Annotated in this window: 21 protein-coding genes; 6 read left to right on the forward strand and 15 right to left on the reverse strand. The window is 64.5% G+C overall.

Going from position 1 to position 24975, the window contains the following annotated elements:
- The first annotated feature begins 121 nt into the window (after positions 1-121).
- Together BLS48_RS04780 and BLS48_RS04785 are read left to right on the forward strand one after the other, a co-directional pair.
- Positions 122-1483 carry a cytochrome ubiquinol oxidase subunit I gene (locus BLS48_RS04780; protein WP_091575856.1) on the forward strand — a complete coding sequence of 454 codons (1362 nt, stop codon included), beginning with the start codon at positions 122-124 and terminating at the stop codon, positions 1481-1483.
- 1 nt (position 1484) lies between these two features.
- Positions 1485-2489: a cytochrome d ubiquinol oxidase subunit II gene (locus BLS48_RS04785; RefSeq protein ID WP_091575857.1), complete on the forward strand. Its 1005-nt coding sequence runs from the start codon at positions 1485-1487 to the stop codon at positions 2487-2489.
- A 33-nt stretch (positions 2490-2522) separates the two neighbouring features.
- Here the strand turns inward: BLS48_RS04785 and BLS48_RS04790 are convergent, their stop codons facing one another.
- Positions 2523-5111, reverse strand: coding sequence for a helix-turn-helix transcriptional regulator (locus BLS48_RS04790; RefSeq protein WP_091576213.1), 2589 nt, complete (start codon positions 5109-5111; stop codon positions 2523-2525).
- A 221-nt stretch (positions 5112-5332) separates the two neighbouring features.
- Here BLS48_RS04790 and BLS48_RS04795 point away from each other — a divergent pair, with 221 nt between their 5' ends.
- Both BLS48_RS04795 and BLS48_RS04805 read left to right on the forward strand, forming a co-directional pair.
- On the forward strand, positions 5333-5605 hold the full coding sequence (locus BLS48_RS04795; protein WP_091575858.1) for a DUF4242 domain-containing protein: 273 nt from the start codon (positions 5333-5335) through the stop codon (positions 5603-5605).
- A 343-nt stretch (positions 5606-5948) separates the two neighbouring features.
- Positions 5949-6452, forward strand: coding sequence for a hypothetical protein (locus tag BLS48_RS04805; RefSeq protein WP_091575860.1), 504 nt, complete (start codon positions 5949-5951; stop codon positions 6450-6452).
- A gap of 191 nt (positions 6453-6643) precedes the next feature.
- On the opposite strand, the gene msrA is transcribed toward BLS48_RS04805, so the two are convergent.
- The 5 genes from msrA to BLS48_RS04830 all read right to left on the reverse strand — a co-directional run bounded on the left by msrA (position 6644) and on the right by BLS48_RS04830 (position 10520).
- Entirely contained in the window at positions 6644-7381 is a 738-nt protein-coding gene (gene msrA / locus BLS48_RS04810; RefSeq protein WP_091575861.1) for a peptide-methionine (S)-S-oxide reductase MsrA, read from the reverse strand.
- A gap of 191 nt (positions 7382-7572) precedes the next feature.
- Complete coding sequence (locus BLS48_RS04815; protein WP_091576214.1) at positions 7573-7887, reverse strand: hypothetical protein; 315 nt, start codon at positions 7885-7887, stop codon at positions 7573-7575.
- 99 nt (positions 7888-7986) lie between these two features.
- On the reverse strand, positions 7987-8694 hold the full coding sequence (locus tag BLS48_RS04820; protein WP_167364948.1) for a DUF1223 domain-containing protein: 708 nt from the start codon (positions 8692-8694) through the stop codon (positions 7987-7989).
- A 257-nt stretch (positions 8695-8951) separates the two neighbouring features.
- Positions 8952-9341 (reverse strand): endonuclease domain-containing protein, encoded by a 390-nt coding sequence (locus BLS48_RS04825; protein WP_244529513.1) that lies wholly within the window; start codon positions 9339-9341, stop codon positions 8952-8954.
- 120 nt (positions 9342-9461) lie between these two features.
- On the reverse strand, positions 9462-10520 hold the full coding sequence (locus BLS48_RS04830) for a TadE/TadG family type IV pilus assembly protein (protein WP_091575863.1): 1059 nt from the start codon (positions 10518-10520) through the stop codon (positions 9462-9464).
- A gap of 277 nt (positions 10521-10797) precedes the next feature.
- Here BLS48_RS04830 and lepA point away from each other — a divergent pair, with 277 nt between their 5' ends.
- Positions 10798-12603 (forward strand): translation elongation factor 4, encoded by a 1806-nt coding sequence (lepA, locus tag BLS48_RS04835; protein WP_091575864.1) that lies wholly within the window; start codon positions 10798-10800, stop codon positions 12601-12603.
- A 167-nt stretch (positions 12604-12770) separates the two neighbouring features.
- Here the strand turns inward: lepA and BLS48_RS04840 are convergent, their stop codons facing one another.
- Positions 12771-13775 carry a P63C domain-containing protein gene (locus BLS48_RS04840; protein ID WP_091575865.1) on the reverse strand — a complete coding sequence of 335 codons (1005 nt, stop codon included), beginning with the start codon at positions 13773-13775 and terminating at the stop codon, positions 12771-12773.
- 646 nt (positions 13776-14421) lie between these two features.
- Between BLS48_RS04840 and BLS48_RS35560 the strand changes: the two genes are divergently transcribed.
- On the forward strand, positions 14422-14937 hold the full coding sequence (locus BLS48_RS35560; RefSeq protein ID WP_167364949.1) for a hypothetical protein: 516 nt from the start codon (positions 14422-14424) through the stop codon (positions 14935-14937).
- Between the two features lie 284 nt (positions 14938-15221).
- Here the strand turns inward: BLS48_RS35560 and BLS48_RS04855 are convergent, their stop codons facing one another.
- The 8 genes from BLS48_RS04855 to BLS48_RS04895 form a co-directional block, all read right to left on the reverse strand.
- Positions 15222-16862, reverse strand: coding sequence for an ABC transporter substrate-binding protein (locus BLS48_RS04855; RefSeq protein WP_091575866.1), 1641 nt, complete (start codon positions 16860-16862; stop codon positions 15222-15224).
- A gap of 458 nt (positions 16863-17320) precedes the next feature.
- Positions 17321-18283, reverse strand: coding sequence for an alpha/beta hydrolase (locus BLS48_RS04860; protein WP_091575867.1), 963 nt, complete (start codon positions 18281-18283; stop codon positions 17321-17323).
- Entirely contained in the window at positions 18280-18960 is a 681-nt protein-coding gene (locus BLS48_RS04865; RefSeq protein WP_091575868.1) for an isochorismatase family protein, read from the reverse strand. Before BLS48_RS04865 ends, BLS48_RS04860 begins: the two co-directional genes overlap by 4 nt.
- On the reverse strand, positions 18957-20252 hold the full coding sequence (locus tag BLS48_RS04870; protein WP_091575869.1) for a M24 family metallopeptidase: 1296 nt from the start codon (positions 20250-20252) through the stop codon (positions 18957-18959). Before BLS48_RS04870 ends, BLS48_RS04865 begins: the two co-directional genes overlap by 4 nt.
- 244 nt (positions 20253-20496) lie before the next feature.
- Entirely contained in the window at positions 20497-20850 is a 354-nt protein-coding gene (locus BLS48_RS04875; RefSeq protein ID WP_208604583.1) for a hypothetical protein, read from the reverse strand.
- A gap of 85 nt (positions 20851-20935) precedes the next feature.
- A complete protein-coding gene (locus BLS48_RS04880; protein WP_091575870.1) occupies positions 20936-21904 on the reverse strand; it encodes a GlxA family transcriptional regulator in 969 nt (322 codons plus the stop codon).
- 292 nt (positions 21905-22196) lie between these two features.
- Complete coding sequence (locus tag BLS48_RS04890; protein ID WP_091575871.1) at positions 22197-23390, reverse strand: trans-sulfuration enzyme family protein; 1194 nt, start codon at positions 23388-23390, stop codon at positions 22197-22199.
- Positions 23387-24811 carry a pyridoxal-phosphate dependent enzyme gene (locus BLS48_RS04895; RefSeq protein WP_091575872.1) on the reverse strand — a complete coding sequence of 475 codons (1425 nt, stop codon included), beginning with the start codon at positions 24809-24811 and terminating at the stop codon, positions 23387-23389. The genes BLS48_RS04890 and BLS48_RS04895 overlap by 4 nt, the downstream gene beginning before the upstream one ends.
- Positions 24812-24975: the final 164 nt, after the last annotated feature.

Below are 24975 nucleotides of genomic sequence, written 5' to 3' on the forward strand. Positions count from 1 at the left end.
CGCATGGTGATGCTTTCCTTGATCTGCTGCGACAACGCGCCCCGCGTGGCGCCACGCCGCTTTGACCCAGCCCCACTTCGAGCCTATTCTTCCGCGCATTAGCAGCAGCCGGAGCCCGCCAATGGACCCGCTCATCCTGTCGCGCATGCAGTTCGGCGCGAATATTTCGTTCCACATCCTGTTTCCGACAATCACCATTGCGCTTGGCTGGGTGCTGCTGTTCTTCAAGCTCCGCTACAATGCCACGGGCGATTCCGCCTGGATGCGCGCCTATTTCACCTGGGTGAAGGTGTTTGCGCTGTCCTTCGCCATGGGCGTGGTCACCGGCGTCACCATGAGCTTCCAGTTCGGCACCAACTGGCCGGGCTATATGCAGAAGGTCGGCAACATCGCCGGGCCGCTGCTGGCCTACGAGATCCTCACCGCCTTCTTCCTCGAAGCGGCCTTCCTCGGCATCATGCTGTTCGGCTTCCGCCGTGTCTCCAACCGCATCCACACGCTGGCGACGGTGCTGGTGGCCGGCGGCACCACCGTCTCGGCGTTCTGGATCATCGCGCTGAATTCCTGGATGCAGACGCCGGCCGGCTTCGAGATGCGCGACGGCGTGGCGCATGCCGTCGACTGGTGGGCGATCGTCTTCAACCCGTCGATGCCCTACCGGCTGGTCCACATGCTCTTGGCTTCCGGGCTGACGGTATCGTTCCTCATCGCCGGCCTGTCGGCGCTGCGCTACCTCAAGGGCGACCGTTCGGAATCGATGTGGAAGGCGCTGCGCACCGGCGTCTTCACCGCGGCGATCCTGATCCCGATCCAGATCTTCGCCGGCGACCAGCACGGGCTGAACACGCTGGAGCACCAGCCGCAGAAGATCGCCGCCATGGAGGCCAACTGGAACACCGGCCCCAACGTGCCGCTGGTTCTCTTCGCCCTGCCCGACGAGGCAGCCAAGGAAAACAGGTTCGAAATCGCCATTCCGGACGGTGCCAGCCTCGTGCTGCGGCACAGCACCGACGGGGTCGTGCCGGGGCTGAACGACTATGCCGGCAACCATCCGCCGGTCTTCCCGGTGTTCTGGGGTTTTCGCATCATGGTCGGCACCGGCCTGCTGATGCTGGCCGTCTCCTGGTCCGCCGCCTTCTTCCTCAAGCGCCGGCATCGCCTGCCGACGCCGCTCGCCTTGCTGATGGTGCCGATGGCGCTGTCGGGCTGGCTGGCGACGCTGGCCGGCTGGTACACCACCGAAATCGGCCGCCAGCCCTGGCTGGTGACAGGCGTGCTGAAGACCGCCGACGCCGTCGGCCCCGTGGCTGGCAGCCATGTCGCGCTGACGCTGGCCATCTACCTCATTCTCTACGCGTTCTTGTTGATCGCCTATCTCGGCGTGCTGGTGCATCTGGCGCTGAAGGCGGCGAAGGACGGCGATTCATCGCCGCTGCCGGGGGTGATGAACGCAGCGCTGTCGCAGCCGGCCGCAGGAGAGTGACATGACCTACGACTGGCCAACCCTGCTGCCGCTGATCTTCGCCGGCCTGATGGGCCTCGCCATCCTGATCTACGTCATCCTCGACGGTTTCGATCTCGGCATCGGCATCCTGTTCGCTGCGGCGCAAGACGCCGAGCAGGACACGATGATCGCGGCCATCGGCCCGTTCTGGGACGCCAACGAAACCTGGCTGGTGCTGGCCGTCGGCCTGCTGCTGGTCGCCTTCCCGCTGGCGCACGGCGTCATCCTGACGGCGCTCTACATTCCGGTGTTCGTGCTCCTGGTCGGGCTGATCCTGCGCGGCGTCGCCTTCGATTTCCGCGCCAAGGTGCCGACCGAACGCAAGCACCGCTGGAACCGCATTTTCTTCCTCGGTTCGCTCATCGCCTCGCTGGCGCAGGGCTATATGCTGGGCGTCTATGTGCTCGGCCTCGATGTCGGCTTCGGCGGCATGGCTTTCGGCGCGCTGGTGGCGCTCTGCCTCGCCGCCGCCTACGCGGCGATGGGAGCAGCGTGGGTCATCTACAAGACCGAAGGCGACTTGCAGAAGAAGGCGGTGCGCTGGCTGCGCACGGCGCTGGTGCTGACCGCGCTCGGCATGGCCGCGGTGTCGCTGGCGACGCCCTTCGCCAGCCCGCGCATCTTCGACAAATGGTTCGTCTGGCCCTCGATGCTCTATCTGTCGCCGCTGCCGATCCTGTCGGCGCTGCTGTTCCTCTGGCTGTGGCGGCAGACCTTCCATCTGCCGAAGGCAGACGACCGCCATTCGCTGACGCCGTTCCTGACGCTGGCCGCCATCTTCGCGCTCGGCTTTGCCGGTCTTGCCTGGTCGTTCTACCCGTTCGTGGTGCCCGACAAGCTGACCATCTGGCAGGCGGCTTCGGCGCCCGAAAGCCTGGCCGTCATCCTGGCCGGCACCGTGGTCGTGCTGCCGGTCATCATCTTCTATTCGTTCTATGCCTACCGGGTGTTCGGCGGCAAGGCGACCGACCTGACCTACGACTGAGATCACTGATATTCGGGGCAAAGCGGCCCGGTTTCAGATCAGCCCCGAGTCGCGTGCCGCCGCCGTGGCCTGGCCGCGAGAGCCGGCGTCCAGCTTGCCCAGCACCGCCGAGACATGGTGATCGACGGTCTTCGGCGAAATGGTGAGATGCTCGGCAATCCTCTTGTTGGAGAAGCCTCGCTCGATCAGTTGCAGCACCTCCATCTGGCGCTGGGTCAGGCCGGCGCCATTCGCGCGCGTGGTGCGGCGCGGCCCCCGCGCGATGTTGATGAGGCCGTTTCTGCGCATGATGTCGCGCATGTGCTGGGCAACCGTCCTCGCGCCGAGGGTTTCGAAGATCTCCAGCGCCGAACGCTGGGCCGCCTCGTCGCCCTGCATCAGCGCAAGCCCTTGTTCGAACGGGGCTTGCAGCTCCGCCCACAAAGCCGCCGCTTCCAGCCAGTTTCCCGCCAGAAGCAACCTGTAGGGAGCCGCCATGCCGTCAGTGTCACCGGGGTCGCTGTCGGGAGCCAGCAGCTGCCGCCAGCTGGCCAGTTCGGCGAAAACCGCCCGCGTGGGGGAAAGGGTCTCGGCACGGTCGATCAAAGCGAGCGCCTGCGCCTTGTCGATCTGCCCGAGCCAGGCCCGCTCGGCCATGACCGCCGCATAGGACGCCAGGCGCTGCAGCTCGGTTCCTCTTTCCAGGAACCGGGTCATCTCCTCGAAAATCGGCTCGGCCGACGGATCGCCGCGCCGCAGCCGCAGTCGGGCCAGAGCCACCAGGGCGGGATAACGCACAAGGGCCGTCGCCTGGTCGTTGGTGATGACATCGAGGGCCTCGGCGGCGGCCTCGTCCCATCGTCCGTGGCGCACCAGCAACTGCGCCTTTACGCCGCGCATGTAGTCACGCCAGGTCGCGAGGTCGTTTTCGACGCAATAGTCGATCCCGCGATCGAGGAAGGACCGGGCCTGGCTGTAGCCGAGCTGGTTCATCTCGCTGCAGGCGCAGTTGGTGAACGCGCGTGCCGCATGTTCCTGAAAATTGTGCTCGAGCGCGATTTCAAGGCTGCGGGCAAGCTGCTGCCGGCCGGTGGCCAGGTCCAGCCACTGGCCGACGGCGCCGACATTGTTGAGGGCGTGGCAGATAATGTCTGGCCGGTCCAGCCGTTCGGCGAGCTTGATCGCCTTGTCGCCGAGCAACACCGTCTCGTCGAGCCTTTCGGCCAGCATCGCCAGCTGCGAGAGGTTGGAATAGGCCATGGCGAGTTCGGCGCCGGCCGGCACGCTCTCCAGCAGCGCAACCGCCTGCGCTCCGAAGGCATCCGCGGACGTGCGGTCGCCCAGCAGGTAGGCGAAGCGCGACAGGCATCTGAGGCTGTCTCCCTCTTTCAGCGTATTGCCCATGGCCCGCTGCAGCGTGCGTGCCTGTTCCTGCGCGGCGACGGCCTCGTCGATCTGCCCGATCAGGTGGAGTTCGAAGGCATGGCGCTCGTACAGATCCGCGCACTCGGCCACCGGCAGGCTGTCGGCCTGGCGCAAGGCGACCTCATAGTAGCCGGCGGCGTCGCGATGCGCGCCGACGCGGGAGGCTTCCTTCGCGGCGATCGGTGCCAGTTCGCGCACCGCTTCCAGATTGTGAGCCTCGACGGCGTGATGCACCAGCCGGGCGGTGGCAACGTCGCCTTTTTCGAGCAGTGCCGACAGCGCGCGCTGGTTGAACTGTCTCCTGTGGCTCGTCGACAGCATCATCTCGATGGCGCGGCGGGCGATCTCGTGCCGGAACGCGTAGCCGTCGCCGAGATCCTCAAGCAGGCCGTTCGCGACGCACTCTGCCAGTTGGCCGGCGCTGGCCACGCCGCACAGGTCCTGCAAGGCCCAGGCGTCGGCGCGCCTCGGGAACACCGAGACCGCGTCGAGCATCGAGCGGGCGCCGGCGGACAGGCGTTCGGCCCGCGCGACGACGGCGTCGCGCACGCTGGCCGGCAAGGCGGTTTCATCTTCCGCGCTCAACAGTTCGGTGACGAAAAAGGCGTTGCCGGCCGTGGCCCGGTAGATGGCATCGCCATCGCGGCCGGCGGCGCCGGCAAGCGACAGGACCGCCGCCTCGCTCAAGAGCGGCACATCGATGCGTGCGACGCTGCTGGCCGGAATTTCGCCGAGCGCGCGGCGCACGCGCATCTGTCCCTCGCTGCGGTCGGTGCGTGCCGTCAGCAGCAGAAGGATGTGGGTGTTTGAAATGCGCCGACCGAGAAACCGCACGAAATCGAGGGTTGCGTCGTCCGCCCAATGGAGGTCCTCGATGACCAGCAGGGTTGGCTGCGCCTTCGTCTCGAAGACGTCGAGCGCGTCGGAGAACAGCGGCAGCCTTTGTCCCTGCCGGATGTCGATCGCCTGCGGCAGCGCCCATCGCGCCTCGCGGGCGAGATCGTAGAGCGGCCCCAGCGTATCCGGTATCGACAGATCCTCGCAGGCGCTGCGGAACAGGCGCGTGCCCTCGGCTACCGCGCCGATGAAGGCCTCGACAAGCGTTGTCTTGCCGGCGCCGGCCTCGCCGGTCAACGCCGCGACGCGGCCGTGACCGCGCGCCGCCTCCGCCAAAAGCCCGTCCAGCTGCTCCAGCTGTGCCTGCCGTTCCAGAAGCATCATCACCCTCTCACAGGTCGAGGCCGGCGGCCTCACAATCCGTCCGCCAGGGTAGCCTGGGTCGGTATCCGCTTTGTGGCTCCCGAAACCAAACGTTGCAAACATGGGGAATCGTCCCGCCAAACATAGGGAAAGGCTCCGATGCGCGCCGTTGACGGGCGTGATCTTTGTCCGGCCGCGCTCGGATCGAGCGTGAATCACTGGAAAAAGGAGACCGACTCATGCCCCGTTACCTGGTTGAACGCACATTTCCGGATGGCCTCGTCGTTCCGATCAACGATGCCGGCGTCGATGCGATGAACGGCGTCATCACGCGCAATGCCGAGAAGGGAGTGACCTGGGTGCAGTCCTTCGTGTCGCCCGACAAGAAGCACAGTTTCTGCATCTACGATGGGCCCTCGCCCGAAGCCATCCGCAGCACCGCCCAGAAAAACTCGCTGCCTGTCGACAAGATCACGGAGGTGCGGGTCCTTGACCCTTACTTTTATCGTTGATGCCCTCCATGACCATCAAACGGTCCTTGGCGGCGATGGCGGCTTTTCTGACGACCCGTCCAGCGAGGTGCTGGCGGCTTCGAGACCAGTCGGACGAGGCCCGTTACTGGGCCGGGTTCTCCGGCGAATTGCCTCTGTGCTGTTCCCATCATTGCGCAAGAGCCGGCGCCGGTTGCCTCCGCAGGACGACTATCTGAGACGCGACGTCGGCCTGCCGGAGCTCGAGGAGCTGCCGCAATACTGGGACTTCACCCGGTCGGGCCGCTGATGCGTGCGGCCCAGGTCCGACTTCGCGGCGGGGCGGCTCGCCGCTCCCGCGCGCCATCAACAACGAGGAGAGAACATGAACATCCATCTGTGGACCAAGCACCTTATCAACCTGTCGATCTTGTCGATGGCGGCGACGGCCGCCAATGCCGGTGATGCCGGCTCGCTGGATGCGAAGGTGCGTGCCGCCAACGGCCGCTTCGAGAACGTGGCGATGGCCACGGCCGAGGGCTATGCACCGATCCCTTGCGCCAGCGGCATCACCGGCGGCGCCATGGGCATCCACTATGTCAACGCCGGCTATCTCAAGGACGATGCGGTCGACCTCGCCAAGCCCGAGGCTGTCATGTACGAGCCGATGGCCGACGGAAAGCTCAAGCTGGTGGCGGTCGAATACATCACGTCGAAAGGCCCGGCGTCGCTGGAAGGGCAGCTGTTCAACTTCAACAGCGCCCCCAACCGCTACGGCCTCGGCCCGTTCTATGAACTGCATGTCTGGGCCTGGAAGAAGAACCCGACCGGCACCTTCGCCGACATGAACCCGAACGTGTCGTGCGACGCGATGACGATGGGCGACTGATCCCGATTGCCGGCACTGCGCCGGCCTTCGCTCTGGTGTGCGGCGACCCCGAACGTCTTCACACCAGACCCCGCGGCCGATAGGCGCCAGTTCATCTACTGGGCTGGGGCGGGCTGGATGCCGGTCGGTACCGGGGCGCGCGCGGGGAGCTTCGGCTCTCCGCGCAAACATCCAGATCCAGGGTCTGGACCCTAGTTGCTGGCCGACAGCACCAGGACCGGCTTCTCGCTGTAGAGCTTGGGGAAGAGCTGCTTCAGGTTCGCCACCTTGGGCAGGTCGTTGTAGACGATGTAGGGATAGGTCGGGTTCAGGGTCAGGAAATCCTGATGGTAATCCTCGGCCGGATAGAAGGTCTTGCCGGTCTCGAGCGTGGTGACGATCGGCTTCGGGAACACCCTGGCCTGGTCGAGCTGGGCGATGTAGCTCTGCGCAATCTTCTTCTGCGCGTCGTTTTCGGCAAAGATCGTCGAACGGTACTGGGTGCCGCTGTCCGGCCCCTGGTAGTTCAGCTGCGTCGGATTGTGGGCGACCGAGAAATAGACCTGCAGCAGCTGGCCATAGGTGACAACGGACGGGTCGTAGGTGATCTCGACGGATTCGGCGTGCCCGGTGCGGCCGCTGCCGACCGTCTCGTAGACGGCGGTGTCCTTGGCTCCGCCGGTATAGCCGGAAACGGCCTTGCTGACGCCCTTGACGTGCTGGAAGACGCCCTGCACGCCCCAGAAGCAGCCGCCGGCGAAGATCGCCTTTTCGCTGCCCGGGGTTGCCTTCTCGTCCATCGCCGGCGGCGGGATGACCACCGCGTCCTCGGCCGAGATCGCCGGCGTCTGCCAGAAGGCGGCGCCAGCGGCGGCCAGCACGAACGCGGCGAGCGCGCCTTTGAAAAAGTTCGACGACTGTCTGACGGCTGGTTGTTGTATGTCGGTCATGGCTGAACTCCTGTGACGTCCATCGTGTGGAGTCTATTGGATGAGATAGGATTGTGCGACAGGCGAGTTGCGGCCGACGCCTCAATTTCACGTGCGCCCGTCAATCGGTCCAGACTTGCCGGCCTGGGCCGGAAGGGACTGTCCCCGGCTGGACAGGGAGCCCGCCAGGGACAGCCGGCCACGGACCAATCTCAGTTGGCCGGGGCCATCGCGTCAGCCGCCGGCTTCATCGCATCAGCCGCAGGCTTCATGGCGTCCGCCGCGGGCTTCATGGCGTCAGCGGCCGGCTTCATGGCGTCGGCGGCCGGGGCCATCGCGTTTGTGGCCATCGGGTCGGCGGGCTTCATGGCGTCGGTGGCGGGCTTCATCGCATCGGTCGCCATGGCGTCCGCCGGCTTCATCGCATCGGTGGCGTCGTCGGCGCGGGCGATGCCGCCGGCAAACAGCGCCGTCGAGCACAGAGCGAAAGCGAGCGCCGGCAGCGTCAGGCGGGAAAGAACGGTCATGATGGTCTCCTGGTGGGTTGATGGCGCGCCTTCCAGGCGGCCGGGTGCTTGCGGCGCCGCTCGTGCGGCGTTGCGCAATCTCTTGTCGAAGCGTGATTTCTAGTTGGTGGCGGCGGCCAGGATCGGCCCGCCGCCGGGCGACTGGACGAGCACCGCGGTGCTGAGGCCATCCGAAGCCGCCGGCAGGTTCAGCGCCATGGCGTCGCCGGTCCAGCTGCCGAGCTTCTTCAGCGAATGGACGACATTGGCATGCGGCAGCGTGCGGCCGGTGTTTTCGCCGCGCGCCACCGGCACCTGGACGACGCCCTTGGTGTAGCGCACCAGCCAGACATCGGCCTTGCCGCCCGGGGCCGAGCCGGCGCCGATGCTGATCTTGCCGCTGTCGAGCGACAGCGATGGGCCCTTGGCGCGGCCGGCGCTCGAGATCAGATGCTGGATTTCGCCGGGCGCGGCGCCGACGGCATCGGCATGACCGTTGACCACCACTTGTGGGGTGAACGGTCCGTCATGACCGAGCGATGGCTCGTAGCTCACCTGGCGCTGGGTGAATTCCTGCTTGCCGAACGTGTCCTTCCAGCCGAGGTAATCCCAGTAGGTGACGTTGAAGGACAGCGCCAGCACGCCGGGCTGGTCCTTGACCTTGATCAGGTTGGCATTGGCGGGCGGGCAGGACGAGCAGCCCTGGCTGGTGAACAGCTCGACCACGGTGAGCGGCTGGGCGGCGGCGGCACCGAGCGACGCGGCGAGCGCTCCCAGGCCGAACATTGCGATGAGAAGCTTGCTGCGCTTGGCTTGATATCCCGACATTGGCTGGCTCCGTGGGCGGCGCCTGGATGCGCCGGTCATGTCCCCACTTCGTCGTCGCCACGGAGTTCGTTACAGCGCTCACCGGTTTGTGATCGTCGCCTTCCCTTCTCCCCTTGTGGGAGAAGGTGTCGCCGAAGGCGACGGATGAGGGGTGTTCCAGGGAACGCTAACGCCTCATTCCTTCCAGCACCCCTCATCCGTCTTGGCGCTGCGCGCCAATCCACCTTCTCCCACAAGGGGAGAAGGGAAGGGCGCCCCTATCGCCAAGGCTGCAGATTTGTATCCCGTACATAGGCGATGATCGTGTCGCAGACGGCGTTCAAGTCTTTCAGGACATCATCATTCCAAAAACGCAGAACGCGAAAGCCCTTCGCCTCCAGCTCGGCCTTGCGGATTCGATCGGACTCGGACCCCGCATGCTGGCTGCCATCAATCTCGATGATCAGCCCAGCTTCGAGACAAACGAAATCGGCAATGTATTTTCCGAAGGGAATCTGGCGCCGAAATTTTGTCCGGTCGAGCCTGCGATCACGCAGTTCATGCCAAAGCTTGTTTTCCGCTTCCGTCATTTCACGCCGGAGCGAACGGGCAAAGCTACGTTTGACTGGGGGGAACGGGTTGATGCGGCATGGCGTCAGATTAGCCAACCGTTTGTGCTCCGTCCAGCACCCCTCATCCGCCGAGCTTCGCTCGCCCACCGCCCTGGGCGAGTCACGGGCCTCGCCCACCCTTCTGGCCTCACAAGGGCGAGAAGAAGCGGGCTGCGCTTACTGCGTCAGCACCGTGTTGGAAGGCCGCTGGTTGAAGTCGCACTTGCCGTTCACGGTGTAGAAGAAGTCGGCATTGGAGACCGGCGCCGGCACCGGATTGCCGCCGTCTTCCCAGGCCTGATAGCTCGGGATGCCACAGGGCACGATGCTGAAGATGTCGACGATCTGGCCGGTCGCGGTCTCGGTCAGGCTGTTCGCGCTCACCCCGTTATAGAGCCTGTTGGAGGTGGCCGGGTCATTCGACATGAGCTTTTTAGGATTGCCTGATGGCACGTCCATCTGCAGATAGAGGCCGTTCATCTGACTGACGTCTATGACCGCGCCGGTGCCATTGGACGGATACATAGTATCGACACAGTAATATTTCGTGCCACTCGCATCGGTCTTGAGCGTCACCCCATTGGGCGGATTTTTACCGACGGTGCAGACCTGCTTCTGGACCATCGTGGTGACGTCTTGGCCGCCCGAATTGGTGATGGTGTTCACGATGGTGGTGCCGTAGCCTTTGGGATCTTTAGTGTTGCCATATGTATAGTCGATCGTCATCAGCGGCTTGGCCACGCTCGCTCCGAATTGCGTGCCGTAGAGCGTCATCTTCTTGTTCCAGTAACCTGACACCCCGGTGACCTTGAAGGTGGTCTGCACCAGCGCCGGCGTCTTGGTCACCGCCGACGCGACGGCGACTGGCACGTTGTCGATCCTGGCGATCTTCATGAAAACGGTCGGCATGGCGAAGCTTGCCGTGGCTTGCGCGGTGGCGGTGCCGTTGGCGCTGACCACGAAGCTTTTCAGCGTCGCGGTGCCCTCTCCACCGTTGGCGACGAAGGCATTCTGCAGCGTCACCTGGCGCTGCGGCAGCGTCGAGCTCGTGTCCATCGTGGTGATCGCCAGGATCCCGGCATCGAGCGCCGCCTGCATGTTCGACCTGGTCTGGACCGCCGACGTATAGTCGACCGAGAAACCGACGGCGGTGAGCAGCGGGATCATGCTGAGAATGAGTATCGGCGCGAGCGAGCCGCTCCGCGAGCGCAGAAAATCGCTTGCAAACCTTGGCATCTATGTTCCTCGACAGCGTAACATTAGGCTAAATTAGCATACCGGAGGCAAACTATGCCCTAAAGGGATGGATCAAAGTTTAAGAACTTCCAAGTTTGTCGGGCCGATCCTTGCCTGATGTCGTCGGGCTTTGAAAAATGTGCCGGCCGCCTGAAGCCAGCGGCTTGTGGGCCGTGCCGGGACCCGCACCGCTTACCCAGGCAGCGGGCTACGCCGCTTGCCCCGGTGGCGGCTGTGCCGCTTGCCGCAGCAACCCGCCCCTGCTAAAGCGCGCGACATGAGCACGCCCCTCGACCACATCCGAAATTTCTCCATCGTCGCCCATATCGACCATGGCAAATCCACGCTTGCCGACCGGCTGATCCAGTCCACCGGCGGGCTGGAGCTGCGCGACATGAAGGAGCAGGTGCTGGACTCGATGGACATCGAGCGCGAGCGCGGCATCACCATCAAGGCGCAGACGGTGCGGCTGAAGTACCACGCCAACAATGGCGAGGACTATATCCTCAACCTCATCGACACGCCCGGACACGTCGACTTCGCCTATGAAGTGTCGCGCTCGCTGGCCGCCTGCGAGGGCTCGCTGCTGGTCGTCGACGCGAGCCAGGGCGTCGAGGCGCAGACGCTGGCCAATGTCTACCAGGCCATCGACAACAACCACGAGATCGTCGTGGTGCTGAACAAGGTCGACCTGCCGGCGGCCGAGCCCGAGCGTATCCGCGAACAGGTCGAGGAGGTGATCGGCATCGACGCCTCCAACGCCGTGCTGATCTCGGCCAAGACCGGACTTGGCATTCCCGACGTGCTGGAGGCGATCGTCCACCAATTGCCGCCGCCGCGCGAAGGCGACGCGACCGCGCCCTTGAAGGCGATGCTGGTCGACAGCTGGTACGACGCCTATCTCGGCGTCATCGTGCTGGTGCGCATCATCGACGGCGTGCTGAAGAAGGGCCAGACCATCCGCATGATGGGCACCGGCGCCAAATACCTGGTCGAGCGCACCGGCGTGTTCACGCCCGCCCGCATCAATGTCGACGAACTCGGCCCCGGCGAGTTCGGCTTCTTCACCGGCTCGATCAAGGAAGTGGCCGACACCCGCGTCGGCGACACCATCACCGAGGACAGGCGCCCGACCGCCAAGGCGCTGCCCGGCTTCAAGCCGGCGCAGCCTGTGGTGTTCTGCGGCCTGTTCCCGGTCGACGCCGCCGATTTCGAGGATCTGCGCGCCGCCGTCGGCAAATTGCGCCTCAACGACGCTTCCTTCTCCTATGAAATGGAAACAAGTGCGGCGCTCGGCTTCGGCTATCGCTGCGGCTTCCTCGGCCTGCTGCATCTCGAAATCATCCAGGAGCGGCTGGAGCGCGAGTTCAACCTCGACCTGATCGCCACCGCGCCATCGGTCGTCTACCGTCTGCTGCTCACTGACGGCTCGATGAAGGAGCTGCACAACCCGGCCGACATGCCCGACGTGGTCAAGATCTCCGCCATCGAGGAGCCGTGGATCCGCGCCACGATCCTGACCCCCGACGACTATCTCGGCGGCATATTGAAACTCTGCCAGGACCGGCGCGGCATCCAGGCCGACCTCTCCTATGTCGGCAAGCGTGCCATGCTGACCTACGATTTGCCGCTCAACGAGGTCGTGTTCGACTTCTACGACCGGCTGAAGTCGATCTCCAAGGGCTACGCCTCGTTCGACTACCATTTGACCGACTACAAGGAAGGCGACCTGGTGAAGATGTCGATCCTGGTCAACGAGGAGCCGGTCGACGCGCTGTCGATGCTGGTGCACCGCACGGCGGCGGAAAAGCGCGGCCGGCAGATGTGCGAGAAGCTGAAGGAGCTGATCCCGCACCATCTGTTCAAGATCCCGATCCAGGCCGCGATCGGCGGCAAGGTCATCGCCCGCGAAACCATCTCGGCGCTGCGCAAGGATGTCACCGCCAAATGCTACGGCGGCGACGTCTCGCGCAAGCGCAAGCTGCTGGACAAGCAGAAAGAAGGCAAGAAGCGGATGAGGCAATTCGGCAAGGTGGATATCCCGCAGGAGGCGTTTATCCAGGCGCTTAAGATGGGGGATTGAGAAGCCGGTCGGGCGTCCGCGCGCAGCGCGGCGCCGAGACATCGATCCGGTGGATCGATGTCAGGCTTCGAAAGCGGGGGAGCTGCCGGAGGCAGCGGGCCCCCCGCCAGCGCGGCGCTGAAGCTGCGCGGTGAAGACCGGTTGCCAGAAAAGCGGTGGAGTAACCGCTAAAGTCCCTCGCTGCCAAAATCCATCGCTATCGTCTCGCCATAGCGAGGATGGATTTTATCCAAGTTTCTTTTGAACTCCTCGTAATTCGAGCTTAGGCGCATAATTGTCGTCACAGATGCCAGATGCTCGCGCAACTTCGGGTGGCCCATATCCGGGGTTAGCTTCCTATGCATGTGATGCTTGCGACGCCCGGACGGCAGCTTAGGGGTTGTGTTGCGCAGTTCTTCCCTAATGCCCGGCGCTAGACGGTCGTAGATAATGTCATTTGTCAGGTGGCCGAAATACTGTGGGCGCTTAACCGTCTCGCGCGGGAAATCCAAATTGCGAAGGCGGAAAAGCTGCTCATAGAACACGTTGGGGAACGTGGGAACCCAAGGCTGCAATTCCTTCGCAATGAACTTTTCCAGAATTTTTGCAAGGGCATCGGCAGCGCGATCTCGCTGATACCCGGTAGCCTCATCAACGAGCGCGACGATGCCGATCGTGGCGAGGCCACGCATCAGAATGTCGGCCTGGGTGGCGATATGTTTCTGGTTGCCGGTCAATTCGTCCGCATCTCTGGCTTTCAGGTAGACTTCACAGACTTGCGGCAGCATCTCTGCTCGGTAACCGAACGCCTTTTGACCAGACGGAAGTCTGAATTCAATCTGACTAGACGTCACGTACAAGTCATTGGGAATAAATGGCTTTAAGTTCTTGGCGGTCAAAAAAGCAGGCAAGTTGACGTCGGCATCATAGAAGCCACGTCCCTTAGCCTGCCTCGATCTGCCAAGCGCTCGCATCATATCGCTTTGAGTGAGTACCCGGATGCCGTTTTCAAGAACGGCGCATGACAGGTGGGCATCGCCTACCTCGATTTCGCCGGTGTAGGTGGCCGCTGGGAGGTCTTTGTTCCATCGGTTATCGGCTGCGCGCTTCGCAATCTCGCTTCTCTCCGTAGGAGTCAGAGAATTGGCCCGCGCTCTGGCAGCTTCTGCTTTCTTGGGGTCTTTGTCGGTCACTGAAAATCCTCGTGCTTGCATGTCGGTTGTGCAAGCATATGCTTGCACCTGTGATTCTGCAAGCATGGATAATTCATATGACAACCTCCTTGACATTCCCACGAGAAGCGCCGCGCATTGACATCGCGCTCATACCTGCGCCATTGAACCCCGGCCATTGGGGGCCAAGGGGAACATCCATGAAAAAGATCTATGCAAAGCCGACGCTGAACAGGCGCGAGAAGCTTTCGGCCGTGACGGCTATTGCGTGTCCAGTGTCGCAGCCCTGCGATTAAGGGCATGCACTGCGAGGCCCGCCCCGGCGGGGCGGGCTTTTTCGTTGCTACAATGCGAGAGCGCCTTCTGCAACTCTTGCAAGACCAGTCCGCACCCAACCCTGAGTTGGTTGATCGTGCGGCATCCGAGCGGTAGAAAAGTCGTGCGGCGGACCTTAATCAGTTCGCCAGTGGCCGGCGCGGGCTCAGGCAACTGCCCTCACCGGCATTCGCGCCGGCCATTTCCCCGCACCCCTGAGTTGCCGGATCGGCCCGGGAGGGCGGATCGCCCGAGGCGACCCTCCGCCGCTTGCCGCCTCGCGCTTTCGACACCGGCTTTGAGAACACCCCGCCGTGGAGTATCCTCCGCTCCGGCTTTGGGGGGATTTCAAATGCGTTCCAATCCTCTGGACATCGTCGCCGCGACCGGCCTCGCCATCGGCGGCGCTTTCGGGCTTGCCGGCACCTTCGTGGGCAGCGACGCGCTGCGCGAAACGCTGTGGACGATCGACGGCGTGGCGCTGGTGGTGGCGACCGCGCTGCTGACGATGAAGTACCAGCGGCTGGGCAATGACGGCATAGCTGCCGGGTTCCTGACCTTCCTGGCGGGCGAAAGCCTGCTGCTCGCCGGCAATGCGGCGGGGCTCGAGGCCAGCGTGCCCTCCTATGTCGGCGGCATCTCGCTATGGGCGGCGGCGCTGGTCCTAGTCAGCGCGCCAAAAACCTTCGCTATGTGGATGCGGCTCACCGCGCTCATCGCCGCCCTGCTGTTTGTCGTCTCGGCTTGCATGATCCTGTGGGGCGCGCCCTTGCTGCCGACCTCGTCGCCGCTGCCCGCCGCCGGCTATCCGTTCCTGGTGCTGACCTTCATCGGCTGGATCTGGACGCTGTTGAGGCCTGGGCGGTGAGCGGGTCGAAATTTGCAACAGGAAGACCAGCGTTGGCGCTGCCCCTCACCTGCCTGCCGGCATCCTCTCCCCGTATAGTGACGGGGAGAGGGGCGCTGTCTTCGATGGGTTCGCCAGTTGTCGACGTCGCAAGGTAGGCATGGGCGTTGCGGCCAGCCCTTTCTCCCCGTCACCATACGGGGAGAAATGCCCGGCAGGGCAATGAGGGGCGGCGCTGACCTACGATAGGTCGGCGTCGTCGAGCTTGTATTCTCAATCCTCACCCGGCTTTGGACGGAGAAGCCTCAGCTCTCGATCCACACCTTCTCGAAATGCTGCTCGAGCGCCTGGTGCTGTTCGCAGCCTTCGATGCCCTTGCGGTAGGTGCGGAAGACCGAGCGCCAGTAGGGCTGGATGATGATGCCGCTATCGCGCAAATTCTGTTCGATCTTGGCCATGATCTCCTTGCGCGCCTTGGCGTCGGGCATGGCCAGCGCCTTGTCGAGCAGTTCGTCGAACTCCTTGTTGGCGTAGGCGCTCTCGTTCCAGGCGGCGCCCGACTTGTAGGCGAGCGCCAGCACCTGGACGCCGAGCGGGCGGCCGAGCCATTCGGTGCAGGAGAAGGGGTATTTGCTCCAGTCGTTCCAGAAGGTGGCGGCCGGCAGCACGGTGCGCTTGATCTTCAGCCCGGCCTCGCGCATCTGCGCGGCAATCGCGTCGCCGGTGCTCTTCTGCCATTCGACATCGACCGAGATGAGGTCGAATTCGTGGTCGGCCTTGCCGGCCTCGCCGATCAGTTTCTTCGCCGCATCCACGTCGCGCCTGGCCGGGCCGATATCGGCATATTCGGGGTGCATGGGGCCGACATGGTGGTTGTCGGCGGGCTTGCCGCGGCCATCGAGGCCGAGCTTCAGCACGGCGGCATTGTCGACGGCGAGCTGGGCGGCACGGCGCACCTTGACGTCGTCATAGGGCGCGTTGCCGACATTGAAGCGGGCGACGATGGTGGAGCCGGTGGCGATCTCGGAATTGATCAGCCCCATCTTGTCGGTCTGCGAGACGGCGTCGGAGGCGGTCTCGTGGTCGGTGTCGATCTCGCCGGATTCGAAGGCCGACAGCATGGCGTTGGGGTCGGAGCCGTAATCGACCCATTTGATGCCGTCGAGCCAGAATTCGCCCTTCCACCACGGTCTGTCCTTGCGCTTCACCTCGGCGCCGGTCTCGGCATCCCAGCTGACCAGCTCGCAAGGGCCGGTGGTGATGGCCAGCGCCTTCTTGGGGTCCGCCTCGCCGTCATAGGAGCGGTGCATGATCAGCGCCGGATAGTCGGCCATGCCGGCGATCAGCGAAATGTCGGGTTTGGGCAGATTGAGCTTGATGGTGAAGTCGTCGACCTTCTGGATGCCGCCGTCGACCACCTTCTTGGTGTCGGCATTGACCAGCGCGCCCATGCGCGCGGCGACCGAATTGCCGGCGACGCCGGCCTCGCACCAGCGGGTGAGGTTGTGGATGACATCGTCGGCGTTGAAGGCATCGCCGTTCGACCAGGTGATGCCCTTGCGCACATGCAGGGTGAGTGTCCTGGCGTCGTCGCTGGGTTCCCAGCTTTCGAGCAGCCAGGGCTCGAAGGAGAAGTCGGTGTTCCAGCGCACCAGATATTCGTTGCAGTGGCGGGCGACGTTGGACATTTCGACGCCGTCGAAGGTGCGCGGATCCTTGAAGCCCTTGACGTTCATGGCGACGCGCAAGGTGCCGCCGCGCTTGGGCTCGGCGGCGCGGGCAGGGGTGGTGCCGAGGCCGCCCAGCGCCAGCGCGCCGGCGGCGCTGACGCCGAGGCCGGCCATCAGAGCGAGATATTCGCGGCGGCTGATGCCGCCCTTCCTGAAATCATCGGCGACGGGCCTGGCTTTCGGGTGCAGTTTCCGGTCGGTCAGCATGAACTTCATCGTCGTTCCCTCTTGTTGGTGCATGCCGCCCAAAAGTGCGCAGCGGTTTTGGGACAACGGCATGCACGAAAAAAGTCTCGCCCCGGCCAATCGACGAATGCAGGGCGGACGCGACCGCCGGGGCGCCATTGCCTGAGGCGATGATAGGGCGGGGTGCCGCAGCGGAGTGTTCGGTTTTCCGCAGTTCTTGTGCGGTGCTCCGCAGGGGGGTTCCACTCAGCAAACATCGGGAAAATGGCGAAGGCGGAAGCGACAGCCAATCTCCCCCCAAGTGGGGGAGATGTCCGGCAGGACAGAAGGGGGCGCTGTCCCGCCGACCTCTCAGTCAATTCCAGCTGCGGTCTCAAACGGATTTTCGGGTGATCAGAGGATCGAAGGTCGGCAATCCGTCACGCCCCCCTCTGCCCTGCCGGGCATCTCCCCCACAAGGGGGGAGATTGGCGCTCCCTCGTTGGCCCTCAATAAGGCCACTCACCCTTGCCCAGCGCTCCAACCGCCGCCACGATCCGCGCGAAAGCCTCCGCCGCGGCCGGCACCGTGGCGCGGGCGCGCAGGAAGCTGTGCACGAGGCGGGGTTGCTCGTGCCACCATGCCTTGCCGCCGGCGGCAACAATGCGGTCGCGATAGGTCTCGCCATCCGACGACAGCGGGTCGCATTCGGCCGTGATGATCACCGTTGGCGGCAGGCCGGAGAAATCGGTGTCGCGCAACGGCAAGAAGGTCGGATCGTCCGGCGACTGCCGCCTGGCCGACCGCACGTCGCGGTAGAAGGCGATGTCGCCGACGGAGAGCAGCGGGGCTTCGGCGTGCTCGATGTACGAGCCGGTGGTCTCGTCGCCGCCGAGTTCGGGATAGATCAGCACCTGGCCGATCGCTGCACGGGGATGATGGCGTGTCGCCTGCGCCACCGCCGCGGCGAGGTTGCCGCCGGCGCTTTCGCCGCACAGCACGAGCGGCAGGCCGGTGGTCGCCGCCGCCCACTCGAAGGCGGCCAGCGCGTCGTCGAAGGCGGCGGGGTGGAGATGTTCCGGAGCCAGCCGGTAGTCGACCGACAGCACGTCGAAACCGGTGCCGGCGCAGAGCTCGGCGCAGATGTCGTCATGGCTGTCGAGCCCGCCGAGGATGAAGCCGCCACCGTGGAAATAGACCACCAGCGCCGGCGCAGCCTTGCCGGCGCGCTGGTAGCGGCGGACCGGGATGCCGTGATCCGAGGCGGCAATCAGGCCGTCGCTGGCCGTGACCCCGGGCGGGCGGCCCTGATGGAAGGCCCGGCACATCCTGTCGTAGACTTCGCGCTGCCTGTCGATAGGCAGGGCGGTGATTTCGGGCGGATACCAGGCATTGACCGCGTCGATATAGGCCCACAGAGCGGGGTCGAGCCGGGTTTCGTATTTGCCGCGAGTCCTGCTTTCGGCCGTCATAGATCAGCGTAGAGCGCGGCCGCGTTGTCGAAGGTGAAGCGCAGCGGCACCGAGCCCTCGACCTGCCAGGCGGTGACGGTCTCGCCGGCCAGCAGCCGGCAGGCGCCGTCGGTGTCGGTGACGGCGCCGCCATAGAGCCGGTTGGCGAGGTTGAGGATGCCGGTCTGGTGCATGGCCGCGCTGCCGCTGCCGCAGGCGTCCTTGACCAGCAGCACGCGAAAGCCCCTGCCTACGGCATCCTTGACCGACGCGTCGATGCAGGCCTCGGTCCAGACGCCGGCGATGACCAGCCATTCGATCCCCCGCGCCTTGAGCTGATCGGCCGCCGGACCGGTGCGGAAAGCGCTGGCCTCGGCCTTGATCAGCAGCGCCTCGCCATCGACTGGCGCCACCTCATGGCAGATCCGCGTCAACGGATCGCTCTTGTCGGAGAAGGCCGACTTGCCGTCGGCACCCACCGGATGAAAAGGCCGGTCCTGGCTGTCGAGATCGACGATGTAGGCCCAGTGACAGAGCGGCACATGGTTTTGCCGCGCCGCCGCCTGCAGGCGCTGGACGTTGGCGAGGATGCCGGCAAAGCCCTCGACCAGATAGCGCTTGTCCTGCCGGTGTTCCTCCTGCAGGTCGATGAACACCCCGGCCACCGTGCCGCGCTTGATGGAGATGGGGGCCTTCATGCAAGAAACTCATCCTCATAGGGAAAGCGCGACAGAAGCTCTGTACCCGTCTCGGTGATCAGGATCTCGTCCTCCAGCTTGACGCCCTCGCGGCCACCCTTCTCGCCGATATAGCTTTCGACGCTCACCACCATGCCTGGCACGATATGGCCGTCGCGGCCATAGGTCTCGTAGTCCATGGCATGCGCGATGAACGGTGTCTCGCCATGCATGCCGACGCCGTGCATCACCGACGTGTAGCGCTGGTCGACGAAGCGGTCCGGGATCTTCCACGCCTTTTCGGCGATCTCGCGGAAGGCCATGCCGGGTTTGACGATTCCGATGTTGTGCTGAACCTGGTCGTGCGCCATGCGGTAGAGCGACTTCTGGTAGGGCGTCGGCTTGCCCGGCCCGCAGCGGAAGGTGCGCGAGAAATCCGAATAATAGCCGTAGCAGCCGATGGTGTCGGTATCGAGCGCCAGCAATTCGCCGGGCCGGATCTTGCGGCCGCTGGCCTCGTTGAACCACGGATTGGTGCGCTGGCCGGAGGTCAGCAGCCGCGTCTCGATGAACTCGCCGCCCTGGCGGATGACCTCGCCATACATGATGGCGAACAGGTCGTTTTCGGAAACGCCGGGCTTGATCGCCTCGCGCACCGCATAGACGGCGGCTTCAGCGCCGGCCATCGACACCTGCAGGCATTTGACCTCTTCGGGCGTCTTCACCGCCCGCACCGCCAGGATCTCGCCCTGGCAATCCCGCACCTCGCAGCCGCGCTTTTCCAAGGCGAGCGCCTGCAGATGGCTGCAGCGGTCGAGCCCGAGCTTCATCGAGCCGCCGCCATGCTGCTTCAAAAGTTCGGCGATCTCGTCGGCGAAGGGGCCGGCGGTCTCGTCGTCGCGCCCTGAGACCGACGACCAGACCAGCTTGGAAGGCCGCGCCTCGTCGATCGTGTCGAGCACCATCGAGACATGGTAGCTCTGCGGATATTCGAACAGAACGATCGGGCCGACAGTGGGGATGAAGAAATAGCGGGTCGAGTTGCGCAGGAAATAGCCGAACATGTTGCGCGAGCCGGTGGCGTAGCGCTGGTTGTAAGGGTCGAACAGCACGACGCCGCCATAGCCGGCCTCGCGCATCCAGCCGCGCAGTTTGGCCAGCCGTCCCTTGCGCAAGGCATCCGCATCAATGAAGGACGGCTCGGTGTCCGACAGCCACATGCCGCCGGCCGGATCGGCCGCCGCGGGGTGGCGCATGCGGTCCTTGAAGTCGACATCTTCGGTGCTGTCGGGGTCGAATACGACGATGCTCATGGGTGCTTGGCCTTGGGTCTGGTTGCGAGGTCGGAGCATGGCGCAGGAGGGACGGCAGCATTGTGCGGAAAACCGCGTGTGTTGTGCCGGATGCCGCTGCACCCTAGGCCAGAGCCCATCAGCCGAACGATCGGTTCGGCCCATGGCAGACAGTCATCGGAACTGCCTCGCATGAAGGTAGAGCGATAGTTCGCGCGCGTGCCGACCCCAATGAAAGAAGTGAAGCCGGAAGAACCAATGCGCGTCATGAGGCCCTATGGTCCGCCAGCCAGACCACCTGACGCATCTCCAAGGTCAGGTCCGCTAGGTCATCGATTGCGTCGCCCATCATCGCTGCATCCTCTCGTGATGCAGTCGGGTCGGAAACTGGATAGTGGCCGTGATCCGGAAAGCGGCGCGCCACTTCCTCATAAAGCGTTGCTCCGTCGAACCTGGGCGCCTTCAAATCCGTGTCCGAGGGGCCTGCGTCAGGCGTGTGATGGTAAGCGAACACAAGCCGGTCCAATGCCTCGAGGAGCGCCTCGTCGCTCGGAGCCTCCCCGCCCCAGACAACGGTGAGAAAGTGCCGGGCTGCTTCTATCGCTGGTGACTTGTCCATCAACGAACGCTTGCATGGTGCGCTAGTTCATTCAATGTCTGCTTTCCACCCATCTCAGCCGTCGGGGGCAAACAGCTAGATTGTCCTAATGCCTTCGCGCCAGTTTCGGCGGATGGCCATGCTCCTCGCGAAAAGCCCGGGCAAAGCTCGACATCGAGGCAAAGCCGCAGGCCAGCGCCACGTCGCGCACGGCAAGCGTCGAATGCGCCAGCAGATCGGCGGCGCGTTTCAGCCGCAGCCGCCGGTAATAGCCATTGGGCGAGATGGCGAGTTCGGAGCGGAAGGAGCGTTCGAGCTTGTCGGACGACACGCCGAGCCGCGCCGTCAGCTCGGCCATGCCGAGCCGCTCCTCGACCGCATCCTCCATGATGGCGATGGCCGACAGCACCAGCTCGTTCTGGACGCCGGTGCGCAGGCGCAGCGGCATCAGCTTGCGGTCCACGCTCGATCGCAGCGGGCTGTGCACGAACCATTCGGCGACGCCGGCGGCAAGCTCGGCGCCGTAATCATTGGTGATGATCTCCAGCATCATGTCGAGGCTGCCGACGCCGCCGGCCGAGGTGAAGCGCTTGCGGTCGATGACATAGAGGTCGCGCCGCAGTTCGATGTTGGGGAAGGCCTCGGTGAAGGCGGCCTGGCTGGTCCAGTGCAAGGTGCAGGCATGGCCGTCGAGCAGGCCAGCGCGGGCGAGGAAGAAGGCGGCATCGGCCACCGCGCCGATATGGGCGCCATTGCGCAGGCTGCGGCGGATCCAGCTTGCCGCGTCCTCGGCGACGAGATGATCGGCATCGCCGCCCGAGCAGACGACGATGCGGTCGACCTTCGGCGCGTCCTCGGCATAGAAGCCCGGCTGGATGACGACGCCGTTCGATGCCTCGACCGGACCCTGGGTCGCGCCGACGATGATCCAGCGGTAGCACTGCCGCTTCGCCAGGACATTGGCGGCGCGCAGCGGCTCGATGACGGAACTGAACGCCATCATCGGAAAGCCGGGGAACACCAGCACCGCGAAGGTGAGGGGCTCGGTGGGCTTTGGGGGTTCGCGCGTGGCCATGGCGCTACAATTCGGGCGAATGGGGTTTGGGGTCAATTGGGCCGGTGATCCATATCACCAGATGTCAGCGCTGCCCCTCACCTGCCTGCCGGCATCCTCTCCCCGTATAGGGACGGGGAGAGGGGTGCTGTTGTCGACGCTTTCGCCAATCGCAAGCGTTGCAAGAAAAGCGGCGAGGCCACGGCCAGCTACTTTCTCCCCGTCCCTATACGGGGAGAAATGCCCGGCAGGGGAATGAGGGGCGGCGCCAGCTTCGGCGATTGCCAATATCGGCGGGAGCGATACCGTCCCCTCAACCCCCCAGCGCCTGCTCCAGATCGGCGATCAGGTCATCGCCATCCTCGATCCCCGCCGACAACCGCACCAGCGAATCGGAAATGCCGATCTCGGCGCGCTTCTCGGCCGGAATGGAGCCATGCGTCATCAGCGCCGGATGCTCGATCAGGCTCTCCACACCGCCGAGGCTTTCGGCGAGCGTGAACAGCTGCGTGCGTTCGAGGAAGCGTTTTGTCCCGGCAAGGTCGCGGTCGAGCACGGCGGTGATCATGCCGCCGAAGGCATGCATCTGCTGGACGGCGATGGCGTGCTGCGGGTGGCTGGCGAGGCCGGGATAGATGACGCGGCGCACATCCTTGCGGCCTTCCAGCCATTGCGCGATTTTCAGCCCATTGGCGGAATGGCGCTCCATCCTGAGCGCCAGCGTCTTCAGGCCGCGCAGGGCGAGAAAACTGTCGAACGGGCCCGAGATGGCGCCGATGGCGTTCTGCAGGAATTTCAGCTGGGCGGCCAAATCCTTGTTGTCGCCGACCACGGCGACGCCGCCGACCATGTCGGAATGGCCGTTGAGGTACTTGGTCGTCGAATGGACGACGATGTCGATGCCAAGCTCCAGCGGCCGCTGCAGGTAGGGGCTGCAGAACGTGTTGTCGGCGACCGTGAGCACACCCTTGCGCCTGGCCAGGGCGGCGACGCCTTCAAGGTCGACGATGCGCAGCAGCGGGTTGGTCGGCGTCTCGACCCAGAGCAGTTTCGTCTCCGGCCGGATCGCCGCCTCGACGGCGGCAAGGTCGGTGAAGTCGACAAAGCTGACCTGGAGGCCCGCCGAGCGTTTGCGCACCCGCTCCATCAGCCGGAAGGAGCCGCCATAGATGTCGTCGGTGGCGACGATGTGGGCGCCGGAATCGAGCAGCTCGAGCACGGTGGCGATCGACGCCAGGCCGGAAGCAAAGGCAAAGGCGGCCGAGCCGCTTTCGAGGTCGGCCACGGCGCGCTCGAAGGCAAAGCGGGTCGGGTTCTGGCTGCGGGCATATTCGAAACCCTTGTGCACGCCGGGCGACTGCTGGCCGTAGGTCGAGGTGGCATAGATCGGCACCATCACCGCGCCGGTCAGCGGGTCGTGGCTCTGGCCGCCATGGATGGTGCGGGTCGAGAAGGCCAGGCGGTTCTTGCCTGTTGATGGGCCGGATGGCGGTGTGCTGCTGGTCATCGTGCGCGCCTCAAATGGTTGATCAGGTCGATGCGGGTTATCAGGCCGACGAACTCGTCGCCGTCGAAGATGATGGCGACCTCGTTGCGGTCGAACACCGGCAGCAGTGCGTCCAGCGTCTGGCTGGCCTGCAGCGTGTGCAAATTGGAGGTCATCGCGGTGCGCACCGGGCCGTTGAAACGCTCCCAGCGGCCGTCATAGGGACCGTCGACCTTGGCCAGGATATCGCTTTCGTCGACGATGCCGACCAGCTTGCCATTGTCGAGCACCGGCAGCTGCGAAACATCGGAGCGGCGCATGCGGCCATAGGCATTGAGCAGGCTTTCGTCAGGCCCGACAAAAACGGTGTCGCCGGTACGGTGCGAGCGCATCACCAGGTCGCGCAGATCGCCATGCTGTTCGTGCTCGGCCAGTCCCTGCTCGGCCAGCCAGAAATCATCGAACACCTTCGACAGATATTTGTTGCCGCTGTCGCAGACGAAGGTGACGACCCGCTTTGGCACGGTCTGTTCGCGGCAATAGCGCAAGGCGGCCGACAGCAGCGTGCCTGACGACGAGCCGGCGAGAATGCCTTCCTTCGACAGGAGATCGCGGACCGCCAGCATGCTCTGCTTGTCCGATATGGAATAGGCCTTCTTGACCAGCGACAGATCGGCATTGGGCGGCACGAAATCCTCGCCTATGCCTTCCACCGTCCAGCTGCCGGCCTCTTCCATCTTGCCGGTCTTGATCAACGGCGCCAGCACCGAGCCGACCGGATCGGCGAGCACCATTTCGGTCTTGGGCGATACTTTCGCGAAGTAGCGACCGAGCCCGGTCAGCGTGCCGCCGGAGCCGACGCCGACGACCACCGCGTCGACATCGCCGTCGAGCTGGGCGAAGATTTCCGGGCCGGTGGTGGTTTCATGCGCCAGCGGGTTGGCCGGATTGGCGAACTGGTTGGCATAGAAGGCGCCGGGTATTTCGGCAGCGATCTTCTCGGCCATGTCCTGGTAATATTCGGCATGGCCCTTGCCGACATCGGAGCGCGTCATGCGCACCTCGGCGCCCAGCGCGCGCAGGTGCTGGATCTTCTCGCGCGACATCTTGTCGGGCACGACGAGCACGATGCGATACCCCTTGGGGATGCCAACCTGCGCGAGGCCGAGGCCGGTATTGCCGGCGGTCGCCTCGACGATGGTGCCGCCTGGCCTGAGCTTGCCCTGTTTCTCGGCGGCGGCGATCATCGACAGCGCGATGCGGTCCTTGATCGAGCCGCCGGGGTTCTGGCTTTCGAGCTTGATGAACAGCCGGCACTTGCCGGTGTCGAACCTGGTCAGCTCGACCACCGGCGTCTGGCCGATCAGGTCGAGAACCGACTTATAGGGCGGACGCAGGCGCGACGACGCGCTCTCGGGTGCGGCGATCTTGCGCTCGCTCATATCGATGCTCCATGATCAAGCGACCGCCTCGGGGCAGAGCGGCAGCGTATCCTCTTTTCCAGTCCTTTACAGTCGGAAAGAAGATAGATCGTACCAATCAACCGGCCAGATGAGGAATGAAATTCCGGCTTGTGGCTGGGGTCTCAACCTAAACGCTACTGCCG

Source organism: Mesorhizobium qingshengii, from assembly GCF_900103325.1.
Lineage (GTDB): Bacteria > Pseudomonadota > Alphaproteobacteria > Rhizobiales > Rhizobiaceae > Mesorhizobium > Mesorhizobium qingshengii.

Excerpts from the sequence above, each read along its gene's own strand:
- BLS48_RS04780 (WP_091575856.1), top strand. The coding sequence starts at position 122 with ATGGACCCGCTCATCCTGTCGCGCATGCAGTTCGGCGCGAATATTTCG.
- BLS48_RS04785 (WP_091575857.1), top strand. The coding sequence starts at position 1,485 with ATGACCTACGACTGGCCAACCCTGCTGCCGCTGATCTTCGCCGGCCTG.
- BLS48_RS04790 (WP_091576213.1), bottom strand. The coding sequence starts at position 5,111 with ATGCTTCTGGAACGGCAGGCACAGCTGGAGCAGCTGGACGGGCTTTTG.
- BLS48_RS04795 (WP_091575858.1), top strand. The coding sequence starts at position 5,333 with ATGCCCCGTTACCTGGTTGAACGCACATTTCCGGATGGCCTCGTCGTT.
- BLS48_RS04805 (WP_091575860.1), top strand. The coding sequence starts at position 5,949 with ATGAACATCCATCTGTGGACCAAGCACCTTATCAACCTGTCGATCTTG.
- msrA (WP_091575861.1), bottom strand. The coding sequence starts at position 7,381 with ATGACCGACATACAACAACCAGCCGTCAGACAGTCGTCGAACTTTTTC.
- BLS48_RS04815 (WP_091576214.1), bottom strand. The coding sequence starts at position 7,887 with ATGACCGTTCTTTCCCGCCTGACGCTGCCGGCGCTCGCTTTCGCTCTG.
- BLS48_RS04820 (WP_167364948.1), bottom strand. The coding sequence starts at position 8,694 with ATGTCGGGATATCAAGCCAAGCGCAGCAAGCTTCTCATCGCAATGTTC.
- BLS48_RS04830 (WP_091575863.1), bottom strand. The coding sequence starts at position 10,520 with ATGCCAAGGTTTGCAAGCGATTTTCTGCGCTCGCGGAGCGGCTCGCTC.
- lepA (WP_091575864.1), top strand. The coding sequence starts at position 10,798 with ATGAGCACGCCCCTCGACCACATCCGAAATTTCTCCATCGTCGCCCAT.
- BLS48_RS35560 (WP_167364949.1), top strand. The coding sequence starts at position 14,422 with ATGCGTTCCAATCCTCTGGACATCGTCGCCGCGACCGGCCTCGCCATC.
- BLS48_RS04855 (WP_091575866.1), bottom strand. The coding sequence starts at position 16,862 with ATGAAGTTCATGCTGACCGACCGGAAACTGCACCCGAAAGCCAGGCCC.
- BLS48_RS04860 (WP_091575867.1), bottom strand. The coding sequence starts at position 18,283 with ATGACGGCCGAAAGCAGGACTCGCGGCAAATACGAAACCCGGCTCGAC.
- BLS48_RS04865 (WP_091575868.1), bottom strand. The coding sequence starts at position 18,960 with ATGAAGGCCCCCATCTCCATCAAGCGCGGCACGGTGGCCGGGGTGTTC.
- BLS48_RS04870 (WP_091575869.1), bottom strand. The coding sequence starts at position 20,252 with ATGAGCATCGTCGTATTCGACCCCGACAGCACCGAAGATGTCGACTTC.
- BLS48_RS04875 (WP_208604583.1), bottom strand. The coding sequence starts at position 20,850 with ATGGACAAGTCACCAGCGATAGAAGCAGCCCGGCACTTTCTCACCGTT.
- BLS48_RS04880 (WP_091575870.1), bottom strand. The coding sequence starts at position 21,904 with ATGGCCACGCGCGAACCCCCAAAGCCCACCGAGCCCCTCACCTTCGCG.
- BLS48_RS04890 (WP_091575871.1), bottom strand. The coding sequence starts at position 23,390 with ATGACCAGCAGCACACCGCCATCCGGCCCATCAACAGGCAAGAACCGC.
- BLS48_RS04895 (WP_091575872.1), bottom strand. The coding sequence starts at position 24,811 with ATGAGCGAGCGCAAGATCGCCGCACCCGAGAGCGCGTCGTCGCGCCTG.